Here is a 17,576-nt window from a genome sequence, read left to right as displayed (position 1 = left end):
ATCTCACTGCGTATCTCAGACTCTTCGAACTTCGCCGAGAAATCCTACGCAAACCCGGGCGAGACGCCCTGAAAGAGATTATTCGAACTGTTCTCTGACTCACCAACAATGTCCTTCACAAGAGCGTGAAGCAATAGTTAATTCCATAACAATCTCCCGGCTTAAGAGATATGCGGGAGTCAGCGTATTTCTGTTGACTATCGTATCATATCTTGTTAGTGGACCACAATTAGCAGCAGTCGTCCTTGGGGTCTCATCCTTGCTCCAATTCATATTCCCTATAGAAGTTGTAGGAAATCGAGACTCTTCCACGTAAGATCTTGTCCGGTTCTGTTCCCAGAGTCGGATCAGAACTGGTGCCTAGGGATTTGGCCCTCCCCGTAGGAACTCATACAGGTGTTTGTGTATCAGTTTGCTTTGCCACCGACCAAGCATCCCAATTAAAAATACTACAAGCGCGAGTGACCAGAGTGCAACCGGGATTGCCCAGTAATTCAGGAGTGTCTCAGGTATTTGCGAGATGATTCCCGAAAGTATAGAGGCCATTCCAGCAAGAAGAGTGATCGCTATCTGGATGTATGTTAAAAAGACATCTGTCGTCTTCTCCACTTCGAGTGGCGATGGGCCTTCCCGCACTACCATAATATCTCGGTGCCGATTTGGAATTATAAATTCCTTCACTGTGATCACGTATCTGCAAATAAATACAGCAAATCCCAACCAAGATGGTGAATAAATTGAGACTTGTCTGTCCGGTTCTCACCCAAGAGTCGGCCAGTCGGCCACGATATCTCCTACTCTCCGGTATCAACTGTCAGGTGAGAAGTGTCCGCCTTTTGAATGCCGATCCAAGTGTTCCATCCTGCTTGCAGTCCATAACCTTTTGAGAAGTTCTCTAGATCGTCACACAGCTTTTCAGGATCCTCCCAGTGGGAATAATCTGCTAGTTCTTCCATCTCTTGGGCGGCTCCAATTTTTCTCATTACTGCTTCTAGAGTCGCCTCATCGGCATCAAATCGTTTCTTTAGTACCTGTCTGATCTCAGCCATGCAGACCCAAACTGATTCCTATCCTAAAAAACCATTTGTAGAAGTGACTGCTCAAGTCATCGTCCGGCTCTACCCACGAATCGGACAGGTTAGTCTCTCTTCACCCGAGCACTTTCGACTGCTTCCTCCAGTTCCTCGAGGAGGTCTTCGGCATCTTCTAGTTTAAGCCCTCTGTGCCGGCCGTCGATTGTGAGGGAAATGCTACCGTCGCAGTCACTGGCGTGAACTGCCATTCCGCCTTCTAAATTAGTCAGATATGTCTACAAACTTGGAGCACTCCATTTCAGCCGTCCAGCCCTTCCCGCAGGTCCTCCCCGATAGCCTCGACCGCCTCGTGTGCGCGCTCTACGTCCTCGCTCTCGGAGAGCATGCCGACGAAGCCGTGGACCATGTCCGGGTAGTTCCGAAAACGCACGGAGACGCCGTCGCCGACGAGTCGGCGGGCGTACGCGATACCGCCGTCCCGGAGCGGGTCGAACCCGGCCGTCACGATGGTCGCGGGTGGGACACCCGAGAGGTCGCAGGCCCGCGTCGGGTCGGCGTACGGGTTCCTGCGGTGGACCGGGCTCCCGTAGTAACACTCGTCGAACCAGCGAATCGTGTCCTCGTCGAGGACGTAGCCCGTGTACTCCCGCATCGACTCGTGGTCCTCGCGGGAGCCCACCGCCGGATAGATCAGACTCTGGTAGTCGAGGTCGGGACCGTCGCGCTCAGCGGCAATCAGCGAGACGACCGCCGCGAGGTTCCCGCCGGCGCTGTCGCCCGCGACCGCGAGCCCGCCGTCGCTGTCCAGCACTGGAGGGTTGTCGGCCGCCCACTCCAGCGCCGCGTACGCGTCCTCGACCGCCGCCGGGAACGGGTGTTCCGGCGCCAGCCGATAGTCGACGGCGACCACCTCACAGCCGCTCTCGACCGTGAGGTGCCGGCAGAGCAGGTCGTGCGTCTCCAGGTTTCCGATCACGAACCCGCCGCCGTGGTAGAAGACCACCGTCGGATACGGCCCCGGCCCTTCGGGTCGATAGCGCCGGACCCCGATATCGCCGTCGGGCCCGGGGATCGTCAGGTCCGTCGTCGCGCCGACCGCGGGCGGATCAGCGTCCTGGAGCCACAGCCCGAGTTTCGCGAGGAGGCGGACGCCGCGCGCGCCCATCGTGGGGAGCGACACCGGGCGGAGTCGCTCGCGCGAGCGCATCACGGACTGCACGTCGGGGTGGGGTTCGTTCGTCGCCAACCGGGGCCCGTCGTCCTCGCGGCCTGTGGACTGGTCCGCGCCGTCCGCCCGGAGGAAGGCTTCGAGATCCATGGCCGCCGATATGTCTGGATCCGTCAACAACGTACCGCTCCCGAAGAGCCCGCACTGTCCGACTGTCGCGCGAACCGGTCTCGAACACGTCCGGGTAGTCGGGGTTCTCGTTGCGGGCCGCGGGGTCGTGCGGTCGACCGGAGACCGTGTCGAGCGGCGAGCGAGCGACGGGATTTATGCGCCTCGTCGCCGAAGAGACCGGTATGACCAAGCTCGTGGTCGGGACGGACGCCGTCGATTCGAGCGACGCGCTGGCGGAGTATCTCGCGAAGGTCGCCGACCCCGACGACACGGTGTACGTCGTGAACTCGCTGAAAGGCGGCGACGACACCAGCGGACAGGACATCCGCGACGGCGAGGCGGCTATCGAGACCGTCGCCGACGCGCTCGCGGACCGGCCGGTAACCGTCGAGACCCACCAGTTCGTCCGCGGCAACCAGCCCGTCGAGGACCTGCTGGACTTCGCCGACGAGGTCGACGCTGACGAGTTCGTCGTCGGCATCCGCAAGCGCACGCCCGTCGGTAAGGTCGTCTTCGGGTCGACCGGCCAGAACCTCCTGCTCGGCGCCGACCGGCCCGTGCGCTGTGTCCCGCTGGTCGAGTAGGCGCCCCCGCCGGCTCACCGGTCCCGGCCGATAACACTCGTGTCCCCTGATTACGTACACGTCCGCGAGCGCCTATGAGGCCGGCGAACGGAGGTGATACCGACGCGTGACGGAAGTCACGGAGACACCTACCATGAACGTACTCCTACTCGGTGCGAGCGGCACGATCGGACAGCGTATCGCAGACGAACTCCTCGACCGCGACCACGACGTGACGGGCACCTCTCGCGACGGCGAGGTCGAACAGGTCGACGGCGAGAACTTCGACGCCATCGCGCTCGACGCGACGGACGCCGACGAGATCGCCGACGCCGCCGCCGACCACGACGCCGTGGTTTCGGCGCTCGGTCCCAGCGAGGACGCCGATCTCGACGTCCTCGTCGAGATGGCCGAGGGGGTCCTCACGGGCCTCCGCGACGCCGACACCGACCGGCTCCTGTGGGTCGGCGGCGCCGGCAGCCTCTACGTCGCCGAGGACACCCAGTTCGTCGAGGTCGAGGACTTCCCGGACGAACTCGTCCCGCTCGCGCAGGCACACATCGACGCCTTCGACGTCCTCCGCGAGGCCGACGACGTCCGGTGGTCCTACCTCGCCCCGCCCGGCATCATCGAGCCCGGCGAGCGCACCGGCGACTACCGCACCGCCGAGGGCGAACTCGTCGTCGACGACGACGGTGACAGCTACATCACCGCCGAGGACTACGCCGTCGCCCTCGCCGACGAACTGGAGAACGACGACGAGGTCCACACGCACCTCGGCGTCGGCTACTGACGACGGCACGGACTCCCAGCACAGACCGCACCGGCCACTCCGCCGGACGCACGCCCACGTTCCCCCCGTCTTCGCAGAACGCTCCCGTTCCCCCCGTCTTCGCAGAACGTTCCCGTTTCCCCCCGACGGGACTCCAAGCCACTTTTTCTGACGCCGTTGGCCCCTGAACGCGGCCACCACAAGACCCATCCCGGCGTTCCGCGAACCGGCCTCTACCCCCTGAGAGACAGATGCCCTCGCACCTCCGTGACCTCCTCGGCGACTGGCAGTTCTGGCACGCCCTGACGGTCGGGGCACTGACGGTGTGGTTACTCGCGAAGACGAACCGGTTCTGGCTCATGACCGCTCTCCAGCGACTCGCGTGGAACGCACACGGGTCAGTCCCGTTCGTCCCGCAAGCCGGCCTCGACCAGATCCGTCCGGTGGTGAACGGGTTCGTCGCGGTGTGGCTCCCGATCGCGATCGGTTCGTTCGTCTGTGGGTTCTTCGCCTTCCACGCCGAGGCCGAGGCCGAGTCGCAGCGGGCGGCGCGGGGCCAGGACCCGCCCTCCGGTCCCGAGGCGGCCACCGCAAACGTTTTCGATGGGTACCGAGAACCGTCGACTATGACACGCGAGAACCTGGCGGACGCACGCGACACGCTCGAATCGGCGGCCGAGGCGACGGCGGACGACGACGCCGCCGAACGACTGACGAGTCTCGCCGACCAGCTCGGCACGCTGGCCACGCGGGACCGCGACCCCGACCACGGCCGCCTCGCACGCATCGAGAACGCCCTGCACGACCTCGAAGAGTCCACCGAGGACGTCGCCGACCGGATCGAGAGCGCCCACGAGTCCGTCGTCGCCTTCCGCGAGACCGTCGAGGGCGTCTAGAGACCGGATCCCATCTTTTTCCCGCTCGGGTTTCCTCGCGAGCCTTCGGCTCGCGGGTCACTCCGGTCCCCGCTCGCCTTCGAGGCCTCGCTTCGCTCCGCCTCGCACTCGCTGCGGGAACCACTCGCGGCAAAAACATGGGTGAAAAAGACCGCCTCCGGGGGCTTCGCTCCCTTCGGCGGTGAACCGGCGCCTTCGGTGCCGGACGCTCAGTGCGGATTCCTCACAAAACACTTTGCACTCGGTGTTCGAGAGGATACATGTCGAATACGCCCTCCCGTCGTCGATTTCTCACCGGTCTCACTTGTTGTACGGGCGCTCTCTGCGCCGGGTGTGTGAACCCCAGTGCCTCCGCTGACACGACGACGGATCAGTCGCCATCACCCCAGCAGACAGCATCAAACTGTCCATCGGCTGCTGAGAGGACTCCATCTACGACCGTGGACGGTAACTTTCGGCGTCTCTCGGTGACCGGTGACCAGACACCGACCGGCCATCGCGTCGACTTCACCGTTACCGTCCGAAACCAGTTCACTGTCGACTCGCCCGCCGAAATTACGGTCGAATTCACCAACGAAGCGCCCTCCACCCGGACGTTTCAGTTTACGCCCGTCGCTCCGTTCACGCCTACAGAGGTCCGACACGTCGAACGCGGCGCTGAACTCCAGTTCGTTCCCCAGCAGTCTGGAGGGGCGACCGACTCCGTCTCTGTCGTAGACGCCGACGACGACGGTGAGTTCGATCCCGTGCCGACGACGCCAACCGACGGCTGTTGGTCCGCGGCTGACGAAATCGTGTTCACAGATCACTTTACCGCCGTCCAGCTCGGCCCCTGTGAGCGAGTGTCCCAGACGTATTCGGTAGTCGGCCATCCTTCCAACGACGGCTGTTTTCCGAGCGGGACCTATCGAACCGAGTCGACGTGGTACGTCGGCGACGCCGAAGACGAGAAGACGTGGGGGTTCACCGTCACGATCGAGGGCGAATAACGGCAACCGTCGCGTAGCGTGTCACGGAGAACCGAAACGTGAAAACGGGAGCGTGGTAGCCTGATAGCCGGCGAAAATAGATGTGGTGGGCTTACTCGACCACCTCGCCGTCGGCGGTCGCGATCCGGTCGTCGTCGTGGCGAACGGTGACCTCGAAGGTCGCACCGGGTGACACCGCGGTCATATTAAACTCGGCGTCGAACCGGCCGTCCTCGGCGACGGTCGCCGTCGAAGTCACGAGGAAGGGATTTCCGCCGGTGGAACGCAGTCGCACCGAGACGTTCGTCCCCGGATCGAGGTCGGTCTCGCCGGCGACCGACTGGTTCGGCCCGGCCTCCAGCGTCAGCGTCTCGCCGTCGTAGTCGAGCGTCGTGTTGTGGTCGTCGACGTCGTCGGTCCCGTCGACGGGCACCGCCGTCCGGTTCCCGTCGGACTCGTCGACGGGTGAGACGTCGTTCTGCCCACCGATCACGACACCGTCGGCGTCCGCGACCGACTCGCCGTCGTGGCGGACGGTCGCCTCGAAGGTCGTTCCGTTCGCGACGCCGACCAGATCGACCGACGCCACGAAGGTGCCGTCCTCGGCGACGGTCGCGGTCTCCTGCATCAGGAACGGCGAGGAAGAGGACGAAGACGCGAGACGGACGGTCACCTCGGTGCCGGCGGCGAGGTCGGACTCGCCGCGAATCGTCTCGTTTTCGAGCGCCGCGAGCGTGAGGCGGTCGCCCTCGTAGGCGATGTTCGTTCCGCTCTCGGACTCGCCGGGACCGTCCGTCGGCGTCGCGCCCTCGACGGCCGTGATTCGGGCGCTCACGTTCGCGAGTTCCGCGCCGTCGCGGACGACCGTCGCCCACGCGGCGGCGTCCTCGGAGACGTGCGCGAGGTCGACCGTCGCCGCGAACGTCCCGTCGTCGTCGACCGTGGCCGTCTGCGTGACGAGGAACGGACTGTCGGCCTCGTCCGAGACGATTCGCACGGCGAGTTCCGTCCCGGGCGCCAGGTCCGTCTCGCCGGCGACCGTCTGGTTCGGCGCGCCGTCCAGCGAGAGGCGGTCTCCCGCGTGGTCGATGGTCGTCGCGTTTGCGGCTTGGCCGGGAGTCTCGGTCGCCTCGACCGGGTCGTCGCCACCCAGCGGGACGCCGCCCGCGGAGACCACGGCGGCGGCCGCGACGAGGACGACGGCGACGGCGCCGACCGTCCCGTACGTGCGCTGGTTCATCCGGTCACCTCCGTTGCGGGGAGGAACGTCTGTCTGTGGACCGCTCCTGTCGAGCGGTCCGCGTCGAATCGGTCGGAGGGTGGGCGGCTGGCAGTCATGCCACTCCTCGCTACAGAAGGGGGTCAAGTAGCACCGACGGATGCTAAAATCTCGGCTTGAGTCCGTCGGGGGGTTCGCGCGCCTTCACTCGTTACCGACGGTTTCTCGCGTACCCTATCCCTCGTCCAGCAGGTGGTCCGCCAGAATCGGGACGAAGGTGCCGATGTCCGTGACCATCCCGACGGCCTGGTCGCTGCCGCGGTCGAGGAGCTGGGTCACCGTCGCGGGGTTGATGTCGACGCAGACGGTCCGGGTCGTCGAGGGGAGGCAGTTGCCGACCGCGACCGAGTGAAGCAGCGTCGAGAGCATGAGCACGAGGTCGGCCTCGTGGGCCTGCTCGCGGATGGCCTCCTGTGCCTCGATGGAGTCGGTGATCGTGTCGGGCAGGGGGCCGTCGTCGCGGATCGACCCGGCGACGACGAACGGCACGTCGTTCTCGACGCACTCGTACATGACGCCGGACTCGACGGTGCCGCTCTCGACGGCCGCCTCGATGCCGCCCTCGCGGATGATCTCCGAGATGGTGTAGATGTGGTGTTTGTGGCCCTTCCGCGGGTGGTCCAGGCTCTCGGTGTCCATGCCGAGAGAGGTGCCGTAGAGGTCGCGTTCGAGGTCGTGAACGGCGAAGCCGTTCCCGATGGAGAGCATGTCGATGAACCCCTCGCGGACGAGGCGCGCGAGGTCCTCGCGGGCGCCGGAGTGGATGAGCGCCGGGCCGCAGACCGCGAGCACGTCGCCGCCCTCCCGCTTGGTCTCGGAGATGGCGTCACCGACCTGCCGGATGGTCGACTCCGAGGGGCGCTCGGAGGAGACGCCGCCCTGCATGAACCCGAAGGCGCCCTCGCGGTCGCGGGGCCGCTCGGGCGGGCTGACGCGGATCCCCGTCTCGCCGGTGACGATCAGGTCCCCCTCCTCGACGCCGCTGAGGACCTCGGTGTAGGCGCGCGGGCCGTCCTCGTCGTCCACGCCCTCGACGATGACGGCGCAGTCCATCTCGATGTCGTCGACCGCGATCCACTCGCCGTCGATGCGGACCTCCGTGGGGTGGTTGGTCGTCGAGTAGAAGCCGTAGGGGACGACCTTGTCCTTGGGCGCTTGCTGGAGCGTGGCGTCCTTGGGGTCCGACGGGTTCGCGCCGTTCTGGTGGAGTTCGTGGACGATAGACTGCAAGGTCTCCTCGTCCTCGGCCTCGACGAGCAGTCGTGCGTAGGACTCCTCGTTCTCGTGGCGGCCGATGCGGAACTCCTCGACGTCGAAGGAGCCACCGAGGTCCATGATGATACCCATAGCGGCGCCCATCATCCCCGAGTCGATGATGTGCCCCTCCAGCTCGACTTCGCGGGCGGCAGTCATGCCCGGAGCATCGGCGGCGGCGAGTAAGTCGTTTTGGATGTGGCGGGACCGGACGGCGCCCGAACTCCCGCGCCTCCCGCGACGCCAGCGACGCACGAGATGCCTCGACGCCAGTGACGCCCGAGCATGCCCCGACGCCCGCGACGCCCGCACCGATCCGCTTACCTCCGTCGACGCCCAATTTCCCGCAAATGGACCGAGGAGACGTCGCGATGGCGCTCGCACTGCTCGTGGGGGTCGCACTGACCGGCCAGCTCGCCGGCCTCGTCAAGTCCGCCGGGTTTCCCGTCGTCGGCTCCGTCGTCTGGCCCGTCGGCTACGGTACCATCGTCCTCGCGGCGTGGTACCTCTGGATCCGGCCGCTCGACCTCCGCGCCCCGACCCCCGACGACGGTGACCCCTGGGCCACGGACCCCGACGAGCCCACCGACGCCGAACAGTGACGCCGCGTTGCTAACTCAACTGCACTATTTTAATAAATAGAAGTAAATACACCCGGTTTTGTAGCAGCGGAGTTAATATATCTGGATCGCCTACCTCCGCGCAATGAGAGACGACGGCCCGAACGGATCCGGCGACGACGGCGGCGTCGGCGACGAAGGAACGGGCCTTCGCGCCGGAGACGGACGGGTAGACGACATCGAAGCGGGGACTGCGGAGTCGTTCTCGGTCCCCGACATGGACTGTTCGTCCTGCGCGAGCAAGGTCGACGGCGCGCTCGCGGACGTGGAGGGCGTGGTCGCGACCGACCTGCGCCCGACGACCGGGACTGCGACGGTGACGTACGACGAGCGAGCGACGCGCTCGGAGGTCGTCGCGGCCATCGAGCGCGCGGGGTACGGGGTGGTCGACCCGGCCGGTGACGGCGACGGCGAGACCGTCGACGCCGAGAGCGTGTGGGAGACGGCACGCGCCCGGAAGACCGCTATCAGCGGGCTGTTCCTCGGGCTGGGCGTGCTCGTCCAGTTCGGACTCGCTGGGCTGAACGACCCGGTGGTCGCCGCGGTCGGGCGGGAACTGCTCCTCGCGGACGCGCTCTATCTCGTCGCGGTGCTGTCGGGCGGGCAGGTCATCGTCCGCAACGGCTACTACTCGGCGAAGAACCTGAGTCTCGACATCGACTTCCTGATGTCGGTGGCGATCGTCAGCGCCGCCGGGATCTCGCTCGCCGTCCCGTCGCTGCACTTCTACGTCGAGGCGGCGTCGCTCGCCTTCCTCTTCAACGTCGCCGAACTGCTGGAGCGCTACTCCGTCGACAGGGCCAGAAACTCGCTCGAGGAACTGCTGACCCTCTCGCCGGACGTCGCGACAGTCCGCCGGGCGGACGAACGGGTCGAAGTCCCGGTCGAAGACGTGCGAGTCGGCGAGACAGTCCTCGTCGAACCGGGGGAGAAGATCCCGATGGACGGGACGGTCGTCGAGGGCGCGAGCGCGGTCAACCAGGCGCCGATCACCGGCGAGAGCGTCCCCGTCGACAAGGCCGTCGGCGACGAAGTGTTCGCGGGGACGATCAACGAACAGGGCTTTCTGGCAGTGGAGACGACGGCGCTGGCGGGCGACACGACCATCGACCGCATCGTCGAACTCGTCGAGGACGCCCAGGCGAACAAGACCGAACGCGAGCAGTTCGTCGAGCGCTTCGCGGACTACTACACGCCCGTCGTCGTGGCGGCGGCCCTGCTCGCCACGTTCGTCGCGCCGCTCGTGTTCGGCGGCGGGTGGGCGACGTGGTTCGTCCGCGGCATCTCCCTGCTCGTCATCGCCTGCCCCTGCGCGTTCGTCATCTCGACGCCCGTCACCGTCGTCTCCGGCGTGACCAGCGCGGCGAAGAACGGCGTCCTGATCAAGGGCGGCAACCACCTCGAGTCGATGGGCGCCGTCGACGCCGTCGCCTTCGACAAGACGGGGACGCTCACCACCGGCGACCTCTCGGTGACCGACGTGGTCGGCCTCGACGGCAACAGCGAGGCGGACGTCCTCCAGTGCGCGCGCAGCATCGAGCGCCGGAGCGAACACCCCATCGGCGACGCCATCGTCGCCCACGCCGACGAGCGCGGCGTCCCCGACCGCGAGGTGACCGGCTTCGAGTCTATCACCGGGAAGGGCGTCCGCGCCGACCTCGACGGCCGGACCCACTACGCCGGCAAACCCGACCTGTTCGCGGGTCTGGGCTTCGACCTCGACCACGTGCATCTGACGGCCGAGGAGACGATGACGGACGGGGGTGTCGCGGTCGAGACCGCGAAGTCGCCCTGCGACGACCGCGACGACTGCGTCGACCTCTGGGAGACTATCCCCCGCCTCCAGTCCGAGGGGAAGACGGTCGTGCTCGTCGGGACCGAAGACGAGATCGAGGGGCTGGTCGCCATCGCCGACGAGGTGCGCCCCGAGGCGCGCCGTACCGTCGAGCGCCTCCGCGAGCAGGGCGTCGAGCACCTCGTGATGCTCACCGGCGACAACGAACGGACCGCCCGTGCGGTGGCCGAACAGGTGGGTGTCGACGACTACGCCGCCGACCTTCTGCCCGACGAGAAGGTCGCACGCGTCGAGGCGCTCACCGAGGAGCACGGCAGTGTGGCGATGGTCGGCGACGGGATCAACGACGCGCCCGCGCTGGCGACGGCTACCGTGGGGGTCGCGATGGGCGCCGCGGGCACCGACACCGCCCTCGAGACCGCCGACGTGGCGCTGATGGGCGACGACCTCTCGAAACTCCCCTACCTCCACCGCCTGGCGCGCACCGGGAACGGGATCATCCGGCAGAACGTCTGGGGGAGCCTCCTCGTCAAGGCCGCGCTCGCCGTCGCCATCCCGCTCCCGTTCGTCGCCGTCCCCCTCTGGTTCGTCGTCCTCGCCGGCGACGTCGGCATGACCACCGCCGTCACCGGAAACGCGATGCGACTCGCCCGGCTTCGCCCGGACACCGACACCCAGTGACACGCGCCGGCGAACCGAGTTGCCCGACCGCGGGAAGACTCCATCAACCAGACGTTTTCCTGTAGCACTACGAAATATATCACTTCGCCGCGATTCGAGGTGAATTTCGCATTTTCGGCCCAGTAGCTCTCTATCCAGCCATATAGAGATATTCGAGCAGTGGCCGGCGAGAATCGGATTTCGAAACGGGAACAGATACTTCGCCGGTAAAACCGCTACAGAAGCGATTTTTGGGATGATTTCTCCAATCGGGGAATCTCCGCCTCGTCAGAACTAACAAAAATAAATTATATATTAAAATCTGGAACGTCTCGTCGTTCGACCGGTCTGCGGGGGTGTCGATAGCCCGTGACGTGCGGTCTCGTCGGTCGGAAATTCGGTCACGACGGGCCGTCTGCGGCCCCGACGAACGGAAGACCTATCAGCGAGTCCGTGGTAGCCCGGAGTACATGACGAACCGACAGGACGAGCAACCGGACAACAAGGTCGACCGGGTCGTCGACAAGTACGACCTCGGTGACCTCGGCCGGGAACTGGAGCGGCGGTGGACCGGTGACGGGCGTGAGCGCCAGAGTCTGCGGGACCTGGCCCACTACTTCAACCGCCGAGTGCTGGAAAGTGCGATGGACGAGGCCGGCGTCGTGACACTCCAGGGGGAACTGGAGAACATCTACGACCTGCTGACAGGGGACGACGTGACCGAGGGGGCGCGGACGCAGGCCCGCAACAGGTTAGAGCGCGAGGGCATCGACGTCGACGACCTCCAGAACGACTTCGTGAGCCACTACGCGGTCCACACGTACCTCCGGGACCACCGGGACGCCGAGTACGAGGCGGGCGACGACGACAACCAGCGCGAGAAGTCCGTGGAGACGATCCAGCGGCTCACCAGCCGACTGAGCGCCGTCACGCGGCGCAACGTGGAGAACCTCCGCTCGACCGACCGGCTCGACATCGGCCCGGTCGACGTCATCGCCGACGTACAGGTCGTCTGCCAGGAGTGCGGCCGGCAGGAGGACCCGCTGGAACTCATCGAGCGAGGCGGCTGTCGGTGTCGCGTCGAAGAGTGAATCGCCTTACACTCGTATGTGTGTAATCGGGGAACTGGGTCTGTTCCGACTAGCGAAACGGTCGTCTAAGAACGGCGAACGAACGGATATATCGGGCGGTGACCGGAACATCATTGCAGTACATTTATGCATCGGAGACGGCCACGCATAGACATGGGAGCGACTGATAGTAAGGCGAAGCCTGTAGAGGTCGCCGTGGAGAACGTGGGGGGGATCGACAGGACCTCGGTCTCGTTCACCGCCGGAGTGACGATCCTGACCGGACGGAACGCGACCAACCGGACCTCGCTGTTACAGGCCATCATGGCTGGACTGGGTAGTGACAACGTCTCGCTGAAAGGCGACGCCGACGAGGGCCACGTCGAACTGACCGTGGGCGACGAGACGTACACGCGGACGCTCGAACGACAGAACGGGACTGTCGTCACGAGTGGGGACCCGTATCTGGACGACCCGGAGATCGCGGACCTGTTCGTCTTTCTACTGGAGTCCAACGAGGCTCGCCGTGCCGTCGAACTGACGGAGAACCTGCGAGACCTCATCATGCGGCCCGTCGACACGGGCGCCATCGAAGCGGAGATAGACGAGTTACAGAACGAACGCGACGAGATCGAGCAGCGCCTCGACGACCTGCAGTCGCTCCGGCACACCCTGCCGGACCTGGAGCAGCGTCGCCGGGAGCTCGAGGACGAGATCGAGGCGAAGCGCGAGGAACTCGCCGAGAAGAAAGAACAGATCGAGGAGGCCGACCAGGACGTGGGGACCACCCGCGACCAGAAGGCCGAACTGGAGGACGCCCTGCAGTCGTTCCGCGAGGCCCGCTCGGACCTGGAGGACGTCCGCTACAACCTCGAGAGCGAGCGCGAGAGCATCTCGGCGCTCGAATCGGAGATCGAAGAGACGGAGGGAGAGCTCGACGAGCTCCCCGAGGAAGTGACGGGCGACGTGACCGAGGTCGAGGACCACATCGAACGCCTGCGCGACCAGCGCCAGGCGCTGGACTCGACGGTCAACGAGCTCCAGAAGGTGATCCAGTTCAACGAGGAGATGCTCGAGGGCACGAGTTCCGACGTCGTCGCCGCCCTCCGTGGCGACGACCCGGACCAGGTCACGGACCGCCTCGTCGACGACCAGGTGGTCTGCTGGACCTGCGGGAGCGAGGTCGACCAGTCCGACATCGAGTCGACGCTCGACAGCATCCGCGAACTCCGTCAGGAGAAACTCGCCGAGCGTCAGGACCTCCAGTCTGAGATAGACGAGCTGAAGACCGAGAAGGCGACCTACCAGGAACAGCAGCGCCAGCGCTCGCAGCTCCGGGACCGTCGCAGTCGAGCGGAGTCCGAACTCGAGCGCCGACGCGATCGCGTCGGGGACCTCGAGCGAGAGCGCGACCGGCTCGAAGAGCGCATCGACGACCTCGAGAGCGAGGTCGAACAGCTCCAGGACGAGACCCAGAGCGACCTGCTCGACCTCCACCGCGAGGCCAACGAACTGGAGTTCGAGATCAGTCGCCGCCAGGACGACCTCGAGGACGTCTCCGACGAGATCGAACACATCGAGTCCGAACTCGACCGGCGCGAGGAACTCCAGGACGAACGCGAGGAACTTCAGGAGGAGATCGAAGACCTGCGCACCCGCATCGACCGGATCGAGGTCGAGGCCGTCGAGCAGTTCAACGAACACATGGAGACGGTGCTCGAGATGCTCGGCTACGAGAACCTGGAGCGCGTCTGGATCGAGCGCAAACAGCAGCGCGTCAAGGAAGGGCGCCGCCGCGTCGAGAAGTCCGTCTTCGACCTCCACGTCGTCCGTAGCACCGAGGACGGCACGACGTACGAGGACTCGATCGACCACCTCTCCGAGTCCGAACGGGAGGTCACCGGACTCATCTTCGCGCTCGCGGGGTATCTCACCCACGACGTGTACGAGGTGTGCCCGTTCCTCCTGCTCGACTCCATCGAGGCGATCGACTCGGACCGGATCGCCCGCCTCGTCGACTACGTCTCCGAGTACGCCGAGTACGTGGTCGTCGCCCTCCTCGAAGAGGACGCACAGGCCCTGGACGACGCCTACCAGCGCGTCACCGAAGTCTGAGCGGCTCCGACGCCTCCGTACCGGCCCCTTTTTTCGCCGCCGCCTCTCGGTGACCACCCGGACGCTCGTCGCACCGCATCACCGCCGAGACCGGGACGCCGATCCGCGCCGACAGGCCGATGTTCCGAGCCGCGACCCACATATTTACTCGCTCCGTAGTAAATGTTTGACATTGGAGACCTCGAAGATAGTATAACAGTACTGTTAATTTATGGGAAACGCGAGGCCTCGACCTCCCCGCGAGGTCGGGAGGCCCCGATATCCGCCGTTTCAGCGATTGAACCGTCTACTTTCTGCCATACGGTTCCGGATCGCACGCTCGGTCGGTGGACCGCGCGAACGGGCCGGCGACATACCGGTTCGAACGGCGTTTCCGCATATGTCCCCACTAACGCCGCTTTCGCGCTCACGAATGGGTTGTTTCCCTCGCCGAGCAGATGCGTACGATCGTATTTAATACCAGAATAATAACTATATATACAATCAGACAATATCTCGGGGTCGCGTCCGGAGCGGAGGCTCCGCTGTGTGGGCAGAGAACGGAGACAGGCGGCCGCTGACTCAGGGCGACCGGAGTCCGCGGAGGATCGAGCGCGCCCGACGGACGGGTGCGTAGGCGGACCAGTGTAGTTCGACGCTGGCCCAGGAGAGGGCCGTCAGGAGGGCGAGCGCGCCGAAGGCGAGGTCGGTGAAGCGAACCCAGGACGGGGCCGCGTACAGCAGTCCGTTGACGACGATGCTCGGCGCGAGCCGTTTCAACGGCGCCCAGACGGCCTCCGCGGGGCCGCGGTCGGGGTGTGTGATCCGACCGGCCGGCGGCACCGCGCCGGCGTCGCCGGCGTCGTTCGCCGGCTGGAAGAGCGGGACGCCGACGCCGGAACGGGACCCCGAGCCGTCGGTCGTTCCACGCGTCGCCCGGATCGAGCGCATGCTCGACCCGCCGGCGCTCTCGTCGCCGGTGGCGAGTCGCTCGACGTCGTACGGCATGCCGACGGTGACGCTCCAGTTCACGGCCCCGTCGGGCGCGACCTCGGCGATGCGGTCGCCGTGCGTGTCGACGACGAGCGTGTTCCCGCTGGGCAACCGGTCGGCGTCACGGGGCCACTGGATGCGGCTATCGCGCCACCCCCAGGAGCGGCGCCACTCGCCGTCCGCCGCGGTCGTGGTGTTGCCCGTGTCCGGGTCGACGCGCTGGTACTCCAGGACGCGCCCGTTCTCGGAGTCGGCGACGGTGATCGCCGGTCCCCCCTGTTCGGGCGGGATGTAGTCGGGATTGTGCTGTTCGTAGAGGATATCGTAGTCGTCCTCCGCACCCAGCGTCCAGTCCGCGTCGACGCCCTCGCCGGGGTCGACGAACACCACACGGTCCATGTTTCGGACGCTGACCATGAACCGGCCGTCGTCGAGCACTTCGACGTCGTTGATGTGCGTCCAGTCGCCGTCGGCGCCGCCGACCTCGCTCGGGAAGTGGCTGGTCGCGTTCCACTCCCAGACGGTCTCGTCGGTCGTCGTGTTCACGACGCGGACGCTGTCGCGCAGGATGTCCGCGACGGCGACGTGCGTGTCGTTGATCCGGTCGATGTCGTGCCAGCGCGCGGAGTAGATGCGCGGCGTCACCTCGCCGTACACCTCGCGCTCCTCGCCGGTCGTGAGGTTCACTCGATTGAACACGTTGTACGTGCACCGTTCGGTGCTGACGTTCGCACAGGCCTCGCCGTCGAGGTGTTTCGACGCCAGGTACTCGACGGTGTAGTCGGTCCCCTCGACGGGGTCGACGTCGAAGTACACACGGTAGCTGTCGTCGTAGTACGCCACGTCTCCCGACCGGTCGAAGGCGACCAGTTCCGCTCGCTCGTCGGACGCGTAGAACCCCTGCGTCCCGACGACGGTGAGGTTCTCGGGGTCGTGCTCGGCGGGGTCGACGAGCACGCGCCCGTCGGTCTCGCTCGCAGCGCCATCGGGCCGGCCGTCGCCCGTGTCGGTCAGGCGAGCGCCGTCCCCACCGGCGGCGGAGATCGCGCCGTCCGGGCGGTCGCTCGGGGCCGCGACGCCGGTCTGACCGGGCGATGCGGAACCGTCGGTCGCGTCCAGCGAGCCGTACGTCTGTGCGACGTTGGGCTCGGCCGTGGCGTAGCTGCTCGCGACCGCTCCCGCCGCCAGGACCAGGACGACGGTGAACAGCGCGCGAGCCGTTCGTTTGGAGGGCCCGTCCATACCGAACTACTGCGCGAGCGCTCGTTAAGTTTCTTTAGATCCGCCGAGGAGTCGCGGCGGTCGGTGAGGTACTGTCCGTGACCCGGTCCGTGGGGTACTGTCCGTGACCCGGTCCGTGGGGTACTGTCCGTGACCCGGTCGTCGGGGACGGCGTTACTCCGGCGTGACGAACACGTCGCTGTCGAGTCGGTCGGTGACGTGGTCCGCGAGGGCGCGCAGGTTCTCCGTGTCGTCGCGGTTGTACGAGACGAGCGTCTCGAGCGCGCGCTCGTCGCCGCGCTCGTACTCCCGCCAGAGGCGGACGGCGTCCTCGCCCGAGAGGTCCGGCCGGTCGCGGTCGATCCCGGTCTCTTTCTCGATCGCTTTCAGCCCGCCCGTGAGGTCGAGTCGGCGACACGGGTACATCAGGTCGACGTGGGGCATCTCGACGTCGACGTCGAAGGCAGTCTCGAGGAAGGGCACGTCGAAGCGCTTGCCGTTGAACGTCACGAGGAGCTTCGCGTCGTCGAGGCGCCGCTGGAGGCGCTCGGCCGTCAGGTCCCGTCCGGCGACGAGGACCTCCGTCTCACCCGGGGAGTGGACGCCCACGACGGTCACGTCGTGGCGGTGCTGGTCCAGCCCGGTGGTCTCGATGTCGAGGAAACAGGCGTCCTCGCGGAAGTTCTCGTAACACCGCCAGTGGCTCCCCGAGGGGAACTGCTCGCGGAAGAAGGCGGCGTCGCCGTCGTCCAGGTGCTCGGCCGCGCGAGCGACGAACGACTCGATGTTCTCGGCCTGCCTGGCACCGACGGCCGACGGGTCGAACGCGTCCCAGTGGGTCACGCCCGACTCCCAGAGGGACCGCTCGGTCCGTTCGCCCACGCCGTCGGCCGGTATGAAGCTGTTCTCGATGCGCACACTGGCTGATTCGCCCCCGCGGTCTTGGCCTTTTCGTTCACTCCGCGACCGACCTCGCCCGAGCCGATCGGACCCCGCCACGTCGCTTATGTGGGGCTCG

General features: G+C 66.0%; 15 protein-coding genes and 1 pseudogene. 9 read left to right on the top strand and 7 right to left on the bottom strand.

Translation table 11 applies throughout. The features are described 5' to 3' along the window. A pseudogene (locus D1409_RS23300) lies at positions 1–98 on the top strand (IS1595 family transposase); the annotation flags it as partial. A gap of 262 nt (positions 99–360) precedes the next feature. Here D1409_RS23300 and D1409_RS24990 read toward each other — a convergent pair. The 3 genes from D1409_RS24990 to D1409_RS23295 all read right to left on the bottom strand — a co-directional run bounded on the left by D1409_RS24990 (position 361) and on the right by D1409_RS23295 (position 2,352). Further along, the gene (locus D1409_RS24990) at positions 361–642 is read right to left on the bottom strand and encodes a hypothetical protein (RefSeq protein ID WP_164471870.1); all 282 of its coding nucleotides are present in this window, start codon (positions 640–642) and stop codon (positions 361–363) included. A 152-nt stretch (positions 643–794) separates the two neighbouring features. Beyond that, a complete protein-coding gene (locus D1409_RS24985) occupies positions 795–1,049 on the bottom strand; it encodes a hypothetical protein (protein WP_164471869.1) in 255 nt (84 codons plus the stop codon). 283 nt (positions 1,050–1,332) lie between these two features. Then, the gene (locus D1409_RS23295) at positions 1,333–2,352 is read right to left on the bottom strand and encodes an alpha/beta hydrolase (protein ID WP_206425171.1); all 1,020 of its coding nucleotides are present in this window, start codon (positions 2,350–2,352) and stop codon (positions 1,333–1,335) included. Positions 2,353–2,555: 203 nt separating this feature from the next. Between D1409_RS23295 and D1409_RS23290 the strand changes: the two genes are divergently transcribed. From D1409_RS23290 to D1409_RS23275, 4 genes are all read left to right on the top strand, one after another. After that, a complete protein-coding gene (locus D1409_RS23290) occupies positions 2,556–2,957 on the top strand; it encodes a universal stress protein (RefSeq protein ID WP_123539361.1) in 402 nt (133 codons plus the stop codon). A gap of 133 nt (positions 2,958–3,090) precedes the next feature. After that, a complete protein-coding gene (locus tag D1409_RS23285; RefSeq protein ID WP_123539356.1) occupies positions 3,091–3,729 on the top strand; it encodes an NAD(P)-dependent oxidoreductase in 639 nt (212 codons plus the stop codon). Positions 3,730–3,959: 230 nt separating this feature from the next. Continuing rightward, positions 3,960–4,604, top strand: a complete 645-nt coding sequence (locus D1409_RS25490; RefSeq protein WP_235853717.1) for a DUF7553 family protein — start codon at positions 3,960–3,962, stop codon at positions 4,602–4,604. A gap of 467 nt (positions 4,605–5,071) precedes the next feature. Continuing rightward, positions 5,072–5,593, top strand: a complete 522-nt coding sequence (locus tag D1409_RS23275) for a hypothetical protein (RefSeq protein ID WP_123539355.1) — start codon at positions 5,072–5,074, stop codon at positions 5,591–5,593. A gap of 91 nt (positions 5,594–5,684) precedes the next feature. Here the strand turns inward: D1409_RS23275 and D1409_RS23270 are convergent, their stop codons facing one another. Both D1409_RS23270 and D1409_RS23265 read right to left on the bottom strand, forming a co-directional pair. Beyond that, positions 5,685–6,812, bottom strand: coding sequence for a BGTF surface domain-containing protein (locus D1409_RS23270; RefSeq protein WP_123539354.1), 1,128 nt, complete (start codon positions 6,810–6,812; stop codon positions 5,685–5,687). A 213-nt stretch (positions 6,813–7,025) separates the two neighbouring features. Then, the gene (locus D1409_RS23265; RefSeq protein WP_123539353.1) at positions 7,026–8,264 is read right to left on the bottom strand and encodes an ornithine cyclodeaminase; all 1,239 of its coding nucleotides are present in this window, start codon (positions 8,262–8,264) and stop codon (positions 7,026–7,028) included. 191 nt (positions 8,265–8,455) lie between these two features. On the opposite strand from D1409_RS23265, the gene D1409_RS23260 reads away from it, so the two are divergent. The 4 genes from D1409_RS23260 to D1409_RS23245 all read left to right on the top strand — a co-directional run bounded on the left by D1409_RS23260 (position 8,456) and on the right by D1409_RS23245 (position 14,365). After that, a complete protein-coding gene (locus D1409_RS23260; protein ID WP_206425170.1) occupies positions 8,456–8,707 on the top strand; it encodes a hypothetical protein in 252 nt (83 codons plus the stop codon). Between the two features lie 103 nt (positions 8,708–8,810). Further along, positions 8,811–11,201 carry a heavy metal translocating P-type ATPase gene (locus D1409_RS23255; RefSeq protein ID WP_123539352.1) on the top strand — a complete coding sequence of 797 codons (2,391 nt, stop codon included), beginning with the start codon at positions 8,811–8,813 and terminating at the stop codon, positions 11,199–11,201. Positions 11,202–11,650: 449 nt separating this feature from the next. Next, on the top strand, positions 11,651–12,271 hold the full coding sequence (gene rdfA, locus D1409_RS23250) for a rod-determining factor RdfA (protein WP_123539351.1): 621 nt from the start codon (positions 11,651–11,653) through the stop codon (positions 12,269–12,271). 153 nt (positions 12,272–12,424) lie between these two features. Continuing rightward, a complete protein-coding gene (locus D1409_RS23245) occupies positions 12,425–14,365 on the top strand; it encodes an archaea-specific SMC-related protein (protein ID WP_123539350.1) in 1,941 nt (646 codons plus the stop codon). 561 nt (positions 14,366–14,926) lie between these two features. On the opposite strand, the gene D1409_RS23240 is transcribed toward D1409_RS23245, so the two are convergent. Together D1409_RS23240 and D1409_RS23235 are read right to left on the bottom strand one after the other, a co-directional pair. Continuing rightward, positions 14,927–16,579 carry an aryl-sulfate sulfotransferase gene (locus D1409_RS23240; RefSeq protein ID WP_123539349.1) on the bottom strand — a complete coding sequence of 551 codons (1,653 nt, stop codon included), beginning with the start codon at positions 16,577–16,579 and terminating at the stop codon, positions 14,927–14,929. 153 nt (positions 16,580–16,732) lie between these two features. After that, positions 16,733–17,476, bottom strand: a complete 744-nt coding sequence (locus D1409_RS23235) for a ribonuclease H-like domain-containing protein (RefSeq protein WP_123539348.1) — start codon at positions 17,474–17,476, stop codon at positions 16,733–16,735. Between the last annotated feature and the right edge of the window lie 100 nt (positions 17,477–17,576).

Origin of the sequence: Halosimplex salinum (assembly GCF_003730195.1) — an archaeon.
Lineage (GTDB): Archaea > Halobacteriota > Halobacteria > Halobacteriales > Haloarculaceae > Halosimplex > Halosimplex salinum.
This window is presented reverse-complemented; position numbering and strand designations above follow the sequence as displayed.

Coding starts and splice junctions, on each gene's coding strand:
- D1409_RS24990 (WP_164471870.1), bottom strand. CDS start 642: ATGGTAGTGCGGGAAGGCCCATCGCCACTCGAAGTGGAGAAGACGACA.
- D1409_RS24985 (WP_164471869.1), bottom strand. CDS start 1,049: ATGGCTGAGATCAGACAGGTACTAAAGAAACGATTTGATGCCGATGAG.
- D1409_RS23295 (WP_206425171.1), bottom strand. CDS start 2,352: ATGGATCTCGAAGCCTTCCTCCGGGCGGACGGCGCGGACCAGTCCACA.
- D1409_RS23290 (WP_123539361.1), top strand. CDS start 2,556: ATGACCAAGCTCGTGGTCGGGACGGACGCCGTCGATTCGAGCGACGCG.
- D1409_RS23285 (WP_123539356.1), top strand. CDS start 3,091: ATGAACGTACTCCTACTCGGTGCGAGCGGCACGATCGGACAGCGTATC.
- D1409_RS25490 (WP_235853717.1), top strand. CDS start 3,960: ATGCCCTCGCACCTCCGTGACCTCCTCGGCGACTGGCAGTTCTGGCAC.
- D1409_RS23270 (WP_123539354.1), bottom strand. CDS start 6,812: ATGAACCAGCGCACGTACGGGACGGTCGGCGCCGTCGCCGTCGTCCTC.
- D1409_RS23265 (WP_123539353.1), bottom strand. CDS start 8,264: ATGACTGCCGCCCGCGAAGTCGAGCTGGAGGGGCACATCATCGACTCG.
- D1409_RS23260 (WP_206425170.1), top strand. CDS start 8,456: ATGGACCGAGGAGACGTCGCGATGGCGCTCGCACTGCTCGTGGGGGTC.
- D1409_RS23255 (WP_123539352.1), top strand. CDS start 8,811: ATGAGAGACGACGGCCCGAACGGATCCGGCGACGACGGCGGCGTCGGC.
- rdfA (WP_123539351.1), top strand. CDS start 11,651: ATGACGAACCGACAGGACGAGCAACCGGACAACAAGGTCGACCGGGTC.
- D1409_RS23245 (WP_123539350.1), top strand. CDS start 12,425: ATGGGAGCGACTGATAGTAAGGCGAAGCCTGTAGAGGTCGCCGTGGAG.
- D1409_RS23240 (WP_123539349.1), bottom strand. CDS start 16,579: ATGGACGGGCCCTCCAAACGAACGGCTCGCGCGCTGTTCACCGTCGTC.